The following is a 13532-nucleotide window of genomic DNA, read 5'->3' on the forward strand; positions in this document are numbered from 1 at the left end:
GGGGGCATTGCCCGTGTGCTGAGCTGTGCCCCCTCGTCTCCCGCCGGTCCACCTGGGCTTCGCGACGGTCGGAGACGTCGGTAGGTTCTCCGACTCCAGGCCCGAACGCAAGGGCGATAAGGGGCACTTCGTCACGGATGCGGAGTGATTTCCGAGTTCTCTGTGACGGAGGTGTCATCGAACTGGACACGTTGTGTGTGATCCGTGAGTAAGTTCTCGCCCCTCAGCGCCTGGCCGTCAGCCCGTCGGGTCGGCGAAGACGACGGTGAACTCCTCCGTTCCCGGGGTCACTTCGCCCTCCGCGCCGCCGTGCAGCGTGAATGCCATCAGCCGCTCGCCCTCGGCGGCGAGCTCCCGCTCCTCGCGGCCGGTCAGCTTGCGGTGGAACGGCGTGACGGTGAGCGTGACCGCCGACTTCCGCGGCTGCTCCACCCTCCACGTCGCACGCACCTCGCCGTCGAGCAGCACGGTGCCGGGGATCTGCCCGTTGCGGCTGGCGATGATCTTGCGGGCGGCGTCGCTGATCACGCGGGTGCGGTCCGCGTGGGAGAGGATGAGGTTGTCGTACTCGGCGACGAACCGCGCGGGCAGCGGCAGATCCGGGCTCGGCCGCGGGGCGTCGGGCAGGTCGAACAGCTCCCGCCCGCTCTCGCTGCGGAAGACGCGCAGCTGAGGGCGGAGCCGCTCCATGACCTCGCCGAGCCGGGTCAGCCCGGACCAGGCCTGCGCGTCCATGACGGATGCCGGGCCGAAGGCGCCCAGGTAGCGCAGCAGTACGGTCTCGACGGACGGCTCGGGGGAGACGGGGCGGCCCACCCAGGACTCGATGGTGGAGTACGTCGGCTGCCCCGATCGCCCCCACAGTCCGCGTGGCGGGATCTGCACCACGTCGCACAGATAACGGGCCGCCTGCGCCAGGGCGTTCTGGTCGTGGCCGGGCCAGCGCTCACCGAGCAGCCGGGCCAGGTCGCGGGCCGTGCGCGGCTCCTCCCGCACGAGTTCGAGCCCGGCGGCGGCGACGTCCCACGGGTCCAGGCCCGCCAGCCGCGTGCGGTAGGTGCTGCGCAGGAGGTTCTCGTACAGGACGCGGGTCAGCGGCCGCAGTTGCAGGCAGTCCGCCGCGCTCACCAGGTGCACGGTGCCGCGCATGACGCTCACCCGTACCGCGTGCCGGTCGCGCAGCAGGGCGGACAGCTCCTCGGCGCGGAAGTCCACCAGCCGCGACCAGAGTCCGTAGTAGGGCGGCTTCGGCGCCTGCGACTGCATGCCCACCAGATGCTCGACCGCGTCCAGGGCCGTCATCACCTCCCGCTCGGCCAGCAGTTGACGCGAGAGGTAGGCGCGGCCGAGCGCCCGGGCGGTGAGGGTGGCGGGGTGCATGAGGGGAGTCTCGCGGATCGGGTGCGGCCACGCCACGCGGCGGGGCCGTGCTGCCCGTCCGGGCGGGGCCCGGCCCGTGCGCAGCGGGTGCGCGCGGGCCGGAACCCTTCCTCCGGGGCCGTACGGGAATTCGGGTCCCGTGGACCCTGGTAGGTCCTGCTGGGTCCAGCGGTGCCGGAGGTCTCGCGGTGCGGGCGGCCTCGTCGTATCGACGGTCTCGCGGCGCCGACCGTCTCCGGCCGCGGACCCGGCGGGTCAGAACTTCACGTCGGAGCAGGAGTAGAAGGCGTTGGCCGTGTCGGCGATCGTCCACACCCCGAGGATCAGGTGCCGGCCCGACTTGCCCTCCGGCAGCTTGCCCTTCCCGGTCCACTCGGCGGGGGGCTTCTCGCCGTTCATGTCGACGGTCAGGAACGGCTTCGGCTCCAGGTCGGCGCGGGTGAGCTTCTTGCCCGGGTCCCACCCGTCCTTGGTGACGTAGAACGTGAAGTCCGTCGTCGCATGCATCGCCGTCATGGACCACTTGAAGGTGTGGTCCGCGCCCGCCTGGAGTTCGGTGGCCGGCCAGTCGCCGCCGCGCGGGTCGTCGAGTTCCTTGAAGGTCTCGTTGCCGCCCGCGCAGATGGAGCCGTCCTCGGGACCGGCCTCGGGGAAGCCCTTGGGGCCCTCGACGCTCTGTGGCTCGTTCTCGATGGCTCCGCAGCCGGTGACCTTGCCGTCGGCGCAGTTCGCCTGGCGGCTGGCGGGGTCGGTGCTGAAGCCGTGCCCTTGTGCCGAGCCGCCGGTGAAGAACATGGCAGCGCCGCCAAGTCCCAGTCCTACGACGGCCGCTGTGATCCTCTTGCGCATGTCTCTCCAGATGATCGTGGGGGGTCGGAGTGCGCACATGACGTTCAACGGTCTAGACCAGACGGTGAATGTAGCGCGAGCATCCAGTCATGTCCAGACCAATTTCCGGGCGGAGGTGGAGAGGAGCCGACAGGCAGAGTGGGCAGGGCGCCGACCAGGCGCGGGAACGACGGAAGCCCCCCGCTCACGCGGAGGGCTTCCGGTCTTGCTCGGTACGCCGTCAGGGACTCGAACCCCGGACCCGCTGATTAAGAGTCAGCTGCTCTAACCAACTGAGCTAACGGCGCCCGTCGGCCTTCGCAGACCGACGAAGGAAATACTACCCCCTTCGGAGGGGTGCGCATGACCATGATCAGATGGCGAGCGAGAGCATGACGGGAGCCGCCTTGCTGCTGAGCGTCTCCGCGGCCCGACGCAGCCGGTGAGCGTGCTCCACCGGCAGGGACAGTGCGAGACATCCCACAGAGGAGCCGGCGGTCACGGGCACCGCCGCGCACACCGTGCCCACCGCGTACTCCTGCAGATCCAGCACCGGAACGGTCGGGGGCTGCCGGTCGAGCGTGTTCAGCAGGAGCATCTCGTCCGTGATCGTCCGGGAGGTCAGACGTGCCGTCCTGTGCCGGGAGAGGTGGTCCTTGCGGCCGTTGTGGTCGAGCTGACCGAGGAGGCACTTGCCGATCGCCGTCGCGTGCAGCGCCGAGCGGAAGTCGACCCATTCGTTCACCGCCGGCATCGCCGGGCTGTCCGCGTACCCGGTGACCTCCAGCTCGCCGTCCTTGTAGCGGCTGAGATAGACGGCCGCGCCGACGGTGTCCCGCAGATCGGCGAGGGTGCGCTGGAGGCGTTCGTCCAGGGCGCGTTCACGGTCGCCGCCGGAGCCGAGCAGCACCAGCGACTCACCGACGACGTACGAGCCGTCCGAGAGCTGTTCCGCGTAGTTCTCCCGGCAGAGCATCGCCAGCAGGTGTGCGAGATGGCCCGGAGGCAGTCCCGTCTCCTGCGAGAGGTGCGCCTCCGTGACGCCGTCGCGGTGCGCGGCGATCGCCTCGAGCACACGCAGCGCGTACCGCACTGAGTGGAACGGCGCGCTGTGCTCCGGCTTCAGCCCCACGACGGGCCTCCCTGAAGATGTGACCGTTTGCTTCGTGACCGTCGCGTCCGGTCACGCCCACTTCTCACGATAGCCGCCAACAGGGCAGCGGGAGGGGGCCGTTGCCCCTATTTGGCATATGCGTCCTCGCGGCCCCCGCGCCCTGTACGGTGCCCGCCGTCACGCGGCTCCCGGACGCCGCAGCGCACACGCGCGGGGGCCGCACCCGGATGCCGGGTGCGGCCCCCGCGTCGGATCGGCAGGGCCCCGTCGCCTTACAGCACGGCGCTCAGGAACTCCCTGGTGCGCTCGTGCTCCGGCTCGCTGAAGATCTTGTCCGGCGCACCCGACTCGATGACCCGGCCCGCGTCGAACATCAGCACGTCGTCGGAGATGTCGCGGGCGAAGTTCATCTCGTGCGTGACGCACAGCATGGTGATGTCCGTGGTGTGCGCGATGTCCCGGAGGACGTCGAGCACACCCGCCACCAGCTCCGGGTCGAGCGCCGAGGTGACCTCGTCCAGCAGCAGGACCTGCGGACGCATCGCCAGCGCACGTGCGATGGCCACGCGCTGCTGCTGACCACCCGAGAGCTGGCTCGGGTACTTGTCGATCTGGTCCGTCAGGCCGACGAGTTCGAGCAGCTCGCGGGCGCGCTGCTCCGCCTCGTCACCGGACAGGCCCAGCACGTGGACGGGCGCCTCGGTGATGTTCCGCAGCACCTTCATGTTGGGGAAGAGGTTGAACTGCTGGAACACCATGCCGATGTTCTTGCGCACCTCACGGGAGTGGCGCTCGCCGGCGGGCACCAGCTTCCCGTCCTTCTGCTCGTGCGTCAGGTACTCGCCGGCAACCTTGATCGTGCCTTCCTCCGGCTTCACCAGGGTCATCAGCAGCCGCAGGATCGTGGTCTTCCCGGATCCGGACGGGCCGATGAGAGTGACGTGCTTGCCGGAGGCGACGTCGAAACACAGGTTGTCGAGTACGACGTTGCTGCCGAACCGCTTGGTGACGTCCTTGAACTGGATCAGTTCACTGCCGTCGACGGCCGGATTCTTGGTTTCCTTCGAAGTGCTGCTCTCAGTGGACAAGTCGACGCTCCAGGACTCTCATCAGCAGGGATGCCGGGTATGCGATCAGAATGAAGACGATGCCGATGACCGTGATCGGCTCGGTCGGCTGGAAGGTCTCGGCACTGAACTGACGGGCCTGGCCCAGCATTTCGAGTGCGCCGATGGTCGCGATCATCGGTGAGTCCTTCAGCATCGCGATGACGTAGTTGCCCAGTGCGGGCACCACGCGTCGGATCGCCTGCGGGAGGATCACCGCACTCCAGGTGCGGGTGCGCGGCAGGCTGAGTGCCGTGCACGCTTCCCACTGCCCGACGGGCACGCCGTCGATGCCGGCGCGGTAGACCTCCGCCGTGTACGTCGAGTAGTGCAGCCCGAGGCCGATCACGCCCGTCACCAGTGCGGAGAAGGTGATGTTCCACTCGGGCAGTACGAAGTAGAGGAAGAACAGCTGCACCAGCAGCGGGGTGTTGCGGATGAACTCCGTGACGGCCGTGACGGGCCAGCTCACGATCTTCAGGGTCGACCGCTGGGCGAGTGCCCAGACAAGACCCAGCGCGAAGGCGATGAGGGATCCCAGCACCAGCGCTTGGAGCGTGAGCAGCACGCCGTCCCACAGGCGCGGCATGAAATCGCCGACTGCGGACCAGTCCCAGCTCATGAGGCACCTCCGGCGGTGGGAAGGTCACGGGAGGCGTCGGCCTGACGCGGCACGCTGGCCCGGCGGCGTGCGCCCAGGTTCTTCTCGGGCGGAGCCTGGCCGATACCCGCCTTGGCATGGCGCTCCAGCACGCGCATGCCACGGGTGAGGACGAAGGCGAGTACGAAGTACATCACCAGGATGATCGTGTAGACGGGCGCGCTCTGGCCGGTCGCGTTGCGCACCAGCGAGGCACCGAAGGTGATGTCCGCGACACCCATGATCGACACCAGGGCGGTGCCCTTGAGCAGTTCGATCAGCAGGTTGTTGGCGGGCGGGATCATCTCGGGCCACGCCTGCGGCAGCACGATCTTGGTGAGCCGCTGCCAGGGGCTGAAGCTGAGCGCGATGCCCGCCTCCTGCTGCGCCGGGGCCACGGCCGCGAGCGCGCCGCGCACGATCTCCGATCCGTACGCGCCGTAGGACAGGCCGAGTGCCAGGACCGCCGCCCACATGGGGACGAGCTGCCAGCCGAAGGCGACCGGGAGCACGAAGAAGATCCAGAACATCAGCACGAGCGCCGAGGTTCCGCGGAAGATCTCCATGTACGCACCGGAGAGGAAGCGCACGAAGCGCAGCCGGTGGGTTCGGCCCACACCGACCACGAAGGCCACGGTGGCGCCGAGCAGGGCGCTGAAGACCGTCAGCTGAACCGTCAGCCAGACGCCCTTCAGCAGCAGCTCCCACAGACCCGCGGTAAGGTCCGTCATTTGCACCGCTCCTTCGCGGTCTTGGTCGTCATCTCCCGCTCGACGAACCCGAAGGGCTTCATGATGCGGAAGAGCTCGCCGCTCTTCTTCATCTTGTGGAGCTCCTCGTTGAAGGCGTCGCGGAGATTGCTCTCGCTCTTGCGGAAGGCGAAGGCGCCGGTGCCCAGGTCGGGCTTGCCGTCCAGCGTGGGCACGAAGTCATCGGTGAACTCCGTCTTGCCGCTCTTGGACTGCTTCACGACATTGCGCACCGTGATCGCGGTGCCCGCGAAGACGTCCGCGCGACCGCCCTGGACCTCCAGCAGTCCCGCGAGCTGGTCCGGGAGCAGCTTGATCTCGCCCTCCTTGACCCCTGCGTCCTTCGCGTAGTCGATCTCCGCGTAGCCCACGCCGGTGGCCATCTTGGCGCCCTTGTCGGCGATGTCCTTGTAGCTGTGCAGGCCCTTGGGGTTGCCCTTGCGAACGATGAACGCGTCCCGCATCTCGTACTCGGGGTCGGCGAAGATGACTTGCTGGCACCGCTCCGGGTTGATGTACATACCGGCAGCGACCACGTCGAACTGCTGGGAGTTGAGACCCGGGATGAGCGAGTTGAACTCGGTCGGCAGCGGCTGCACGTTGTCGATGCCGAGCCGTCCGAAGATGACCCGCGCGATGGCAGGGGAGGAACCGGTCAGCTCACCGTTGGTGTCGATGTAGCTGTAGGGCTGCTCGCCCGCGATGCCCAGCCTGACCGTGCCCTGCGCCTTCAGTCTCTCCAGCAGATCGCCCCCGTCCCCGGTTTGGGCGCTGGACACACGGCTGCAGGCCGTGGTGGCACCCAGCGTTCCGAGCGCCGTCAGCGATGCCGCGCCTGCGAGCATCGAGCGGCGTCCCAGACTTCTGCCGGCTTTCCCGGCATTTCCGGTGTTTTTGCCTGGTGGTGGAGCCATGGGCGCGCAGCTACCCAGGCCCCTGGAAGATATGCGGATCGTTTTCAGCCCTTGACCTGCTCGTTGTGGGCTTGACCGCTGCGCCACCATTGACACGTACGAATCACCACTGCGCGACGCGGAGGCACGATGGCCGAGCGGTTCATTGAAGTGTCGTTGGACAAGCGGGGAGTGAGCTGCACAGCGAAGCTGCTCGACGACCGCGCCCCGATCACCTGCGAAGCCGTGTGGAACGCGCTGCCCCTGGGGGGCGACGTCTACCACGCGAAGTACGCCCGCAACGAGATCTACGCACTGATCCCGCCGTTCGCTCCGGAGGAACCGCCGCTGGAGAACCCGACGATCACGCCCATTCCGGGCGATCTCTGCTATTTCACCTTCACCAACACGCAGTTGAGCACCGCGTCGTACGGCTACGAGGCGGCGGCCGAGAAGCAGGGAGGCCAGGCCGCCCACGCCACCCGGTCCACCGTCATCGACCTCGCGCTCTTCTACGAGCGCAACAATCTCCTCATCAACGGCGACGCCGGCTGGGTGCCCGGCATCGTCTGGGGTGCGGTCGTCGAGGGCCTCGACGCGATGGCCGAGGCCTGCCAGGACCTGTGGCGGGCCGGCGCTCTCGGCGAGACCCTCAACTTCCGCCGGGTCTGAGCGGTCAGGCGCTGCCGGCCAGGGCGGGGGCCGGCACATCCGCGGCCCCCGCCTCGTACAGCGCGTGCGAGGCCCGCAGCACCAGATCGTCCCGGTGGCGTGCGGCCACGATCTGAACGCCCATCGGCAGCCCGTCGCCGTCCAGCCCGCAGGGCAGCGAAGCGGCGGGCTGCTGCGTCATGTTGAAGGGGTAGGTGAACGGCGTCCACTCCGTCCACCGCCGGTAGCCGGATCCCTCCGGCACCTCCAGTCCGGCCCCGAACGCGGTGCCGGGCGTCGTCGGCGTGACCAGCACGTCGTACTTCTCGTGGAACACGCCCATCCGCTTGCCGAGCGCCATGCGGACATCGACGGCGGCCAGGTAGTCGAGGGCGCTTCGCGAGGCGCCGTCCTCGGCGATCTCCCGCAGCGCGGGGTCCATCCTCTCGCGCTGTTCGCCGGTGAAGTACTGGGTCACGCGGGCCGCACCTGCGAACCACAGGGAGTGGAAGGCCTCGATCGGGTCCTCGAATCCGGGGTCGGTCTCCTCGACGTGGGCGCCCAGCTCCTCCAGCCGCTCGACGGAGCGGCGCACCCCGGCGGCGACAGCGGGATCGACCTCGACCCGTCCGCCGAAGTCCGGCGAGTACGCGACGCGCATCCCGCGCACGCCGCTCTTCACCGCTTCGCGGAAGCTGCCGTGCGGCGGTGCCAGCTGGGACCAGTCGCGGGCGTCCGGCTGCGAGATCACGTCCATCAGCAGCGCGGTGTCCGCCGCGTCCCGGGTCATCGGGCCGACGTGCGCGAGCGTGCCGAAGGCGCTGGCGGGATAGATCGGCACCCTGCCGTAGGTCGGCTTGAGGGCGAAGATCCCGCAGAAGGCGGCCGGGATGCGCACCGATCCGCCCGCGTCGGTGCCCAGGGTCAGCGGCCCGGCGCCGAGTGCCACGGCCGCGGAGCCGCCGCCGCTGGAGCCGCCGGCCGTACGGGAGGTGTCGTACGGATTCCGGGTGATGCCGTGCCGCGGGCTGTCCGTCACGCCCTTCCAGCCGAACTCGGGCGTGGTCGTCTTGCCGATGAACACCGCACCGGCGTCGCGCATGCGCGCCACGGACGGCGCGTCCTCCTCCCAGGGGCCGTCGGTGGAGGAGGACCAGGAGCCGCGGAGGGTCGGCTTCCCGCGCAGCAGCAGGATGTCCTTCACCGTCACCGGGACACCGTCGAGCGGGCCCTGCGGTTCGCCGCGGCTCCAGCGCTCGGCCGACTCGCGTGCCTGCGCGAGGGCGTCGTCGACGTCGATCCGGACGAAGGCGTTCACATGGGGCTGCACCTTCTCGGCCTGTTCGAGCACGGCGCGCGTCGCCTCGACGGGGGAGAAGTCTCCGTTGCTGTACCCGGCGACGAGCCGTCCGGCGGTGAGGCTGCTGAGATCCGACATGGGAGCCTTTCGAGTCGAGCGAGTCCGGCCATGGCCGAGGGGTCGGGAGACCGGCGGCGGCTGTCGCACGCGGGCGGCAGCCGAGACCGTCGGACGGATGGGGAAGAAGCGCCACCGGGCGTGGCCCCGGCCTGGCAGACCGGGACCGCGCCGGGCGGGCTCAGGTCGAGGGAACGTAACCGAGGTTCTTGTCGACGACGTTCAGCAGGGGCTCCCCGGCCTCCCAGCGGTCGAAGTTGTCGAGGAACTGGTCGGCGAGGTCGTCCCGCCATCCGATCGTGTCGCCGCTCATGTGCGGCGAGATCAGCAGCCCGGGGACCTCCCAGAGTGCGCTGTCCTCGGGAAGCGGCTCCTCGGCGAAGACGTCGAGGGCGGCGCCGGCGAGCCGGTTGCTGCCGAGCGCCTCCACCAGGTCGTCCTCGATCACGTGCTGACCGCGGCCGACGTTGATGAAGTGCGCGTCGGGCTTCATCCGGGCGAAGGCGCTCGCGTCGAAGAGGCCGCGCGTGCCCTCCGTCAGCGGTGCGACGCACACGACCCAGTCGGCCTGGCCGAGCAGTTCGCCGAGCGCCGCGTTGCCGTGGACACGTCCGAAATCGGGGTCGTCGGCCCGTTCGGTGCGGCCGACGAGGTCCACGGAGACCCCGAGTCCCTTCAGCGTCCGGCCGATAGTTCTGCCAATTGGTCCGGAGCCGACCACAACGGCCCGGGACCCGCCGACCCTTTTCGTCTCCCGGTGCTTCCACCGACGTTGCCGTTGCAATTCCCAGCTGCCGCGGAAATCTTTGGCCATGGCTAGAACCAGCCCTGCCACGTATTCGGCAATGGGTTGGTCAAAGACTCCTCTGGCGTTCGTGACGAGCGTCTCAGGTGAGGCCGCCAGCTCCGGCAGCAGACGGTCGACTCCGGCGCTCGGTGTGTGCACCCAGCGGGGGCGCCGGCCGGACCCCGGCCACGCGTGCCGGACCGCGTCCGACAGGAAGTCCCACACGAGCAGCACGTCGGCCGTCGGCAGCTTCTCCACCAGGCTTTTCTCGTCCGCGTGCTCGACGCGGGCACGCCCGGCGAGGCGGTCTAGCCGGGGCAACGGATCATCATCGAGGACAAGGAGGACAGGCTCGGTCATCGGCAGGAAACCACTTCGAAACGAGGGGGCGGTTGACTGGGCGGGACGGCTCAACTCGGCCGCGGGAAGTCGGCGCACATGCGAGGATTGACCACGGTAGGTAGCGCGAACTACCGTCGTCAATGAAGGCATCTGTCCCGGCGTTCCGGCTAATGACCGGCTTTCATTTCTTCCCTTTCTGGCCATAGGCCACCCCTCCGTTCTTTGGGGCTTACCCATGGATGTCTCCTTCCTCGGCGGACCGCAGCCACAGCGCGGTGTCGGAATCGTCGCTCCCTTCGACTTCGCACTCGATCGGGAGCTGTGGCGTTGGGTGCCGGACGATGTGTCATTGCACCTCACACGCACCCCTTTTGTGCCCGTCGAGGTGAGCCTCGATCAGGCTCGCCTCGTCAGTGAGCACGAGACGCTGCGCGGGGGCGTTCAGGCCCTGTGCGCGGTGGCTCCCGAAGTGGTGGCCTACGCGTGCACATCCGGCAGCTTCGTCGGCGGAGCCGCCGGTGAGCTGTCCATGACCGCGGCCATGGAAGAGGCCGGCGAGATCCCCTCGCTGACCACTTCCGGTGCGCTGCTCGCCGCGCTCCGGGAGATCGGGGCGATGCGTGTGGCCGTCGTCACCCCGTACACGAAGTCGGTCACCGACTCGCTGGAGGACTTCCTCGGCGAGGCCGGCATCGCGGTCACCGGCCGCAGCTATCTCGGGCTGACCGGGGAGATCTGGCGCGTGCCCTACCGCGACGTCGTGGACATGGCGCGCGACGCCGTCGCCGGTGACGCTCCCGACGCCCTCTTCATCAGCTGTACCAACCTGCCGACGTACGACGTCATCCCGCAGCTCGAGGCGGAGCTGCGCATGCCGGTGCTCTCCGCGAACCAGGTCACGGTCTGGGACGCGCTCCGCCGCATCGGAAAGGAAGCGGTGGGCCCGTACCAGGCGCTGCTCGACCCGGTGGCGAGGCGCGGCCCCGCGGCGATGACACCTTCGCCGACGCTGCCGGTCAGCAGGCCTGAGGCGCCGGCAGAGTCGGTCGTCGAGTTCGTCGAGTTCGTCGAGCCGGCCGCCGAGCCGACGGTCCTCCCGGTCGAGCCGGAGGCGGCGCTGGCGAGCGCGGGCACCGACAGCGGCGATCCCCTCGAGGGATACGACCCCGGCCTCGCCTCCGGCTACACGGACGAATGGGGCGGCGGCAACCAGCCGCCGGTGTGACCTCCGGCCGTGTGAGATGAGACACCCCGCCGCAGGGCGGGGTGCACCCAAGAAGAACGGGCGCCGGACAAGGAGTCCGGCGCCCATCCGTGCCCGCGGTCCCCGGTCGTACGTCCGTGTACGAGCTCGCACGCGTCCGTACGACCGGGAAGGTGCGTCACACTCGGCAGCACTCCCCCAGCTAACGCTGGGAGGTGCCCCCGCCCGGCTAACGCTGGGAGGTGCCCCGACATGCGGGACGAGGCAGTCCGTACGCGGGAGTCCGTATGCGGATCAGCCACCAGAACCCCCGGACCGGCCACGCACATCACCGGTGCCGGGCATCCGATCATCCAGCGACGCTTCAGGAGGAGCAGATGGCGAACGCGGCAGCGCAGTCGCAGGCGGTGGGATTCCTCTACCCGGGCTTCTCGGCCGAGGACGACTACCCGCGGCTCGAGCGAATCCTCTCGGACGCCGGCACCGACGTCCGGCTGCCGCTTGTCCACACCGACATCGGCGAGGACGCGCACCGCGCCGACGCCCTGCTGGAGATGGGCTCGGCGAAGCGGCTCGCCGCGAAGATCGAAGAGGTCAAGCAGCACGACATCGAGGCCGTCGTCTGGGCGTGCACCAGCGCCAGCTTCGTCTTCGGCTGGGACGGCGCGCACGACCAGGTGCGCGAGCTGTCCGCCACCGCCGGGCTGCCCGCCTCCAGCACCTCCTTCGCGTTCGCCCACGCCGTACGGGCCCTGGGCGCGGAGCGCGTCGCCATCGCCGCGACCTACCCGGAGGACGTCGGCGAGCTCTTCACCGCGTTCCTGAAGGCGGCGGGCACCGAGGTCGTCGCCATGCGCGGCAGCGGCATCATCACCGCCGCGGAGGTCGGCACCTGGGGCCAGGAAGAGGTGCTGGCGCTCGCCCGCGGCGGCGACCACCCGGAGGCACAGGCCGTGCTGCTCCCCGACACCGCGCTGCACACCGCGGCGTGGATCGAGGACATCGAGGACGCGCTGGGCAAGCCGGTCCTCACCGCGAACCAGGTCACGGCCTGGGAGGGCCTGCGGCTGCTGGACCTCTCGGTGCGCTGCCCGGCGCTGGGCACGCTCTTCACGTCCTGAGGCGCACGACCCGGGTCGCGGCGCAGGAGCCGGAGGCCCGGGGAAGAGATGAGTGCCGCCCGCCGTTGACCACAGCTGGACGTACGTATCACCAGCGAGCGGAGGGCGGCACCCGTGCACGAGGGCAACGCCACAGGCAGCGCGGCAGGCACCGGCACCGGGTCCGGCAGCGGCGACGGCATACGCGGCGAGGCGAGGGGCACGGCCCCCGTACCGCTGTCGGTCCTGGACCTCGTGAACGTCGGAACAGGATTCACCTCCGGCGACGCGCTGCGAGCCACCGTCGAGACCGCGCGTCTCGCCGAACGGCGCGGCTTCACGCGGTACTGGGTCGCCGAGCATCACTCCATGCCCGGTGTCGCCAGCTCCTCGCCGGCCGTGATCCTCTCCCATCTCGCAGCCCGCACCGACCGCATCCGGCTCGGTTCGGGCGGCGTGATGCTGCCCAACCACGCGCCGCTCGTCATCGCCGAGCAGTTCGGCACGCTGGAGGCGCTCGCCCCGGGCCGCATCGACCTCGGCCTCGGACGTGCCCCCGGCACCGACGGTGCGACGGCCGCGGCGCTGCGCCGCACGGACGCCCTACAGGAGGGCGCGGACGAATTCCCGCAGCAGCTCGCGGAGTTGATCCGCTTCCTCGACGACGGCTTCCCCGAGGGACACCGCTACTCACGCATCCACGCCGTGCCCGGGCCGGTGCAGGGCGAGGTGACGCGTCCGCCGGTCTGGCTCCTGGGGTCGTCCGGATTCAGCGCCGAACTGGCCGGCCGGCTGGGGCTGCCGTTCGCTTTCGCGCACCACTTCTCGGCCCGCAACACCCTGCCCGCGCTGGACCTCTACCACGAGACCTTCACACCTTCGGCCGTGCTGGACGAGCCGTACGCGCTCATCGGCGCCGCCGCCCTGGCGGCGGACGACGAAGCCGAAGCCCGCCGGCAGGTGCTCACCGGCGCCCTTGCCATGTTGCGGCTGCGGACGGGCAGGCCCGGCCTCGTACCGTCACCGGAGGAGGCCGAGGCGTACGACTTCGGTGCGGCGGAGCGTGACTTCGTGGAGAGCTGGCTGGCCAACGTCACGTACGGCACGCCCGACGCCGTACGCGAAGGGCTCGACGCCCTCGTCAAGCGCACCGGTGCCGACGAGTTGATGCTCACGGCCAACGTGCACACGCCCTCGGCACGGGTCCGCTCCTACGAACTCGTCGCTGACGCCTACGAATTGCCCTGACATCCGGCGCCGCTCCGGGCGGCCTCGGAGTCACCGTCGCCGCGACGGGACGCAAGGACCAGAGCCGGGCAAA

The 13532-nt window shown here is 69.7% G+C and carries 13 protein-coding genes and 1 tRNA gene; 4 read left to right on the plus strand and 10 right to left on the minus strand.

The features are described from left to right. Window positions 1–237 precede the first annotated feature (237 nt). The 8 genes from I004_RS34095 to ehuB form a co-directional block, all read right to left on the minus strand. Window positions 238–1380 (minus strand): winged helix DNA-binding domain-containing protein, encoded by a 1143-nt coding sequence (locus I004_RS34095; RefSeq protein ID WP_051345079.1) that lies wholly within the window; start codon window positions 1378–1380, stop codon window positions 238–240. Between the two features lie 255 nt (window positions 1381–1635). Then, on the minus strand, window positions 1636–2229 hold the full coding sequence (locus tag I004_RS0115270; RefSeq protein WP_028436215.1) for a lytic polysaccharide monooxygenase: 594 nt from the start codon (window positions 2227–2229) through the stop codon (window positions 1636–1638). A 213-nt stretch (window positions 2230–2442) separates the two neighbouring features. Then, a tRNA-Lys gene (locus I004_RS0115275) sits at window positions 2443–2516 on the minus strand. Window positions 2517–2581: 65 nt separating this feature from the next. Then, window positions 2582–3340: an IclR family transcriptional regulator domain-containing protein gene (locus tag I004_RS0115280; protein ID WP_028436216.1), complete on the minus strand. Its 759-nt coding sequence runs from the start codon at window positions 3338–3340 to the stop codon at window positions 2582–2584. Between the two features lie 254 nt (window positions 3341–3594). Then, window positions 3595–4410 (minus strand): ectoine/hydroxyectoine ABC transporter ATP-binding protein EhuA, encoded by an 816-nt coding sequence (gene ehuA / locus I004_RS0115285; protein ID WP_028436217.1) that lies wholly within the window; start codon window positions 4408–4410, stop codon window positions 3595–3597. After that, window positions 4400–5050 carry an ectoine/hydroxyectoine ABC transporter permease subunit EhuD gene (gene ehuD / locus I004_RS0115290; RefSeq protein WP_028436218.1) on the minus strand — a complete coding sequence of 217 codons (651 nt, stop codon included), beginning with the start codon at window positions 5048–5050 and terminating at the stop codon, window positions 4400–4402. Before ehuD ends, ehuA begins: the two co-directional genes overlap by 11 nt. Next, window positions 5047–5799, minus strand: a complete 753-nt coding sequence (ehuC, locus tag I004_RS0115295; RefSeq protein WP_028436219.1) for an ectoine/hydroxyectoine ABC transporter permease subunit EhuC — start codon at window positions 5797–5799, stop codon at window positions 5047–5049. Before ehuC ends, ehuD begins: the two co-directional genes overlap by 4 nt. After that, window positions 5796–6731: an ectoine/hydroxyectoine ABC transporter substrate-binding protein EhuB gene (gene ehuB, locus I004_RS0115300; protein WP_078511229.1), complete on the minus strand. Its 936-nt coding sequence runs from the start codon at window positions 6729–6731 to the stop codon at window positions 5796–5798. Before ehuB ends, ehuC begins: the two co-directional genes overlap by 4 nt. A 129-nt stretch (window positions 6732–6860) precedes the next feature. Here ehuB and I004_RS0115305 point away from each other — a divergent pair, with 129 nt between their 5' ends. Beyond that, window positions 6861–7382: a DUF3830 family protein gene (locus tag I004_RS0115305; protein WP_028436221.1), complete on the plus strand. Its 522-nt coding sequence runs from the start codon at window positions 6861–6863 to the stop codon at window positions 7380–7382. Between the two features lie 4 nt (window positions 7383–7386). On the opposite strand, the gene I004_RS0115310 is transcribed toward I004_RS0115305, so the two are convergent. Further along, entirely contained in the window at window positions 7387–8799 is a 1413-nt protein-coding gene (locus tag I004_RS0115310) for an amidase (protein ID WP_028436222.1), read from the minus strand. Window positions 8800–8959: 160 nt separating this feature from the next. Continuing rightward, window positions 8960–9925 carry a D-2-hydroxyacid dehydrogenase gene (locus tag I004_RS0115315; protein WP_028436223.1) on the minus strand — a complete coding sequence of 322 codons (966 nt, stop codon included), beginning with the start codon at window positions 9923–9925 and terminating at the stop codon, window positions 8960–8962. A gap of 217 nt (window positions 9926–10142) precedes the next feature. Here I004_RS0115315 and I004_RS0115320 point away from each other — a divergent pair, with 217 nt between their 5' ends. The 3 genes from I004_RS0115320 (at window position 10143) to I004_RS0115330 (ending at window position 13459) form a co-directional block, all read left to right on the plus strand. Next, the gene (locus I004_RS0115320) at window positions 10143–11132 is read left to right on the plus strand and encodes an aspartate racemase/maleate isomerase family protein (protein ID WP_028436224.1); all 990 of its coding nucleotides are present in this window, start codon (window positions 10143–10145) and stop codon (window positions 11130–11132) included. A gap of 356 nt (window positions 11133–11488) precedes the next feature. Continuing rightward, entirely contained in the window at window positions 11489–12232 is a 744-nt protein-coding gene (locus I004_RS0115325; protein ID WP_028436225.1) for an aspartate racemase/maleate isomerase family protein, read from the plus strand. 114 nt (window positions 12233–12346) lie between these two features. Then, window positions 12347–13459: an LLM class flavin-dependent oxidoreductase gene (locus I004_RS0115330; RefSeq protein WP_051345061.1), complete on the plus strand. Its 1113-nt coding sequence runs from the start codon at window positions 12347–12349 to the stop codon at window positions 13457–13459. Window positions 13460–13532 lie beyond the last annotated feature (73 nt).

This window comes from Streptomyces sp. TAA486, assembly GCF_000426165.1.

Excerpts from the sequence above, each read along its gene's own strand:
- I004_RS0115270 (WP_028436215.1), bottom strand. The coding sequence starts at position 2,229 with ATGCGCAAGAGGATCACAGCGGCCGTCGTAGGACTGGGACTTGGCGGC.
- I004_RS0115305 (WP_028436221.1), top strand. The coding sequence starts at position 6,861 with ATGGCCGAGCGGTTCATTGAAGTGTCGTTGGACAAGCGGGGAGTGAGC.
- I004_RS0115325 (WP_028436225.1), top strand. The coding sequence starts at position 11,489 with ATGGCGAACGCGGCAGCGCAGTCGCAGGCGGTGGGATTCCTCTACCCG.
- I004_RS0115315 (WP_028436223.1), bottom strand. The coding sequence starts at position 9,925 with ATGACCGAGCCTGTCCTCCTTGTCCTCGATGATGATCCGTTGCCCCGG.
- ehuD (WP_028436218.1), bottom strand. The coding sequence starts at position 5,050 with ATGAGCTGGGACTGGTCCGCAGTCGGCGATTTCATGCCGCGCCTGTGG.
- I004_RS0115320 (WP_028436224.1), top strand. The coding sequence starts at position 10,143 with ATGGATGTCTCCTTCCTCGGCGGACCGCAGCCACAGCGCGGTGTCGGA.
- I004_RS34095 (WP_051345079.1), bottom strand. The coding sequence starts at position 1,380 with ATGCACCCCGCCACCCTCACCGCCCGGGCGCTCGGCCGCGCCTACCTC.
- ehuB (WP_078511229.1), bottom strand. The coding sequence starts at position 6,731 with ATGGCTCCACCACCAGGCAAAAACACCGGAAATGCCGGGAAAGCCGGC.
- I004_RS0115310 (WP_028436222.1), bottom strand. The coding sequence starts at position 8,799 with ATGTCGGATCTCAGCAGCCTCACCGCCGGACGGCTCGTCGCCGGGTAC.
- ehuC (WP_028436219.1), bottom strand. The coding sequence starts at position 5,799 with ATGACGGACCTTACCGCGGGTCTGTGGGAGCTGCTGCTGAAGGGCGTC.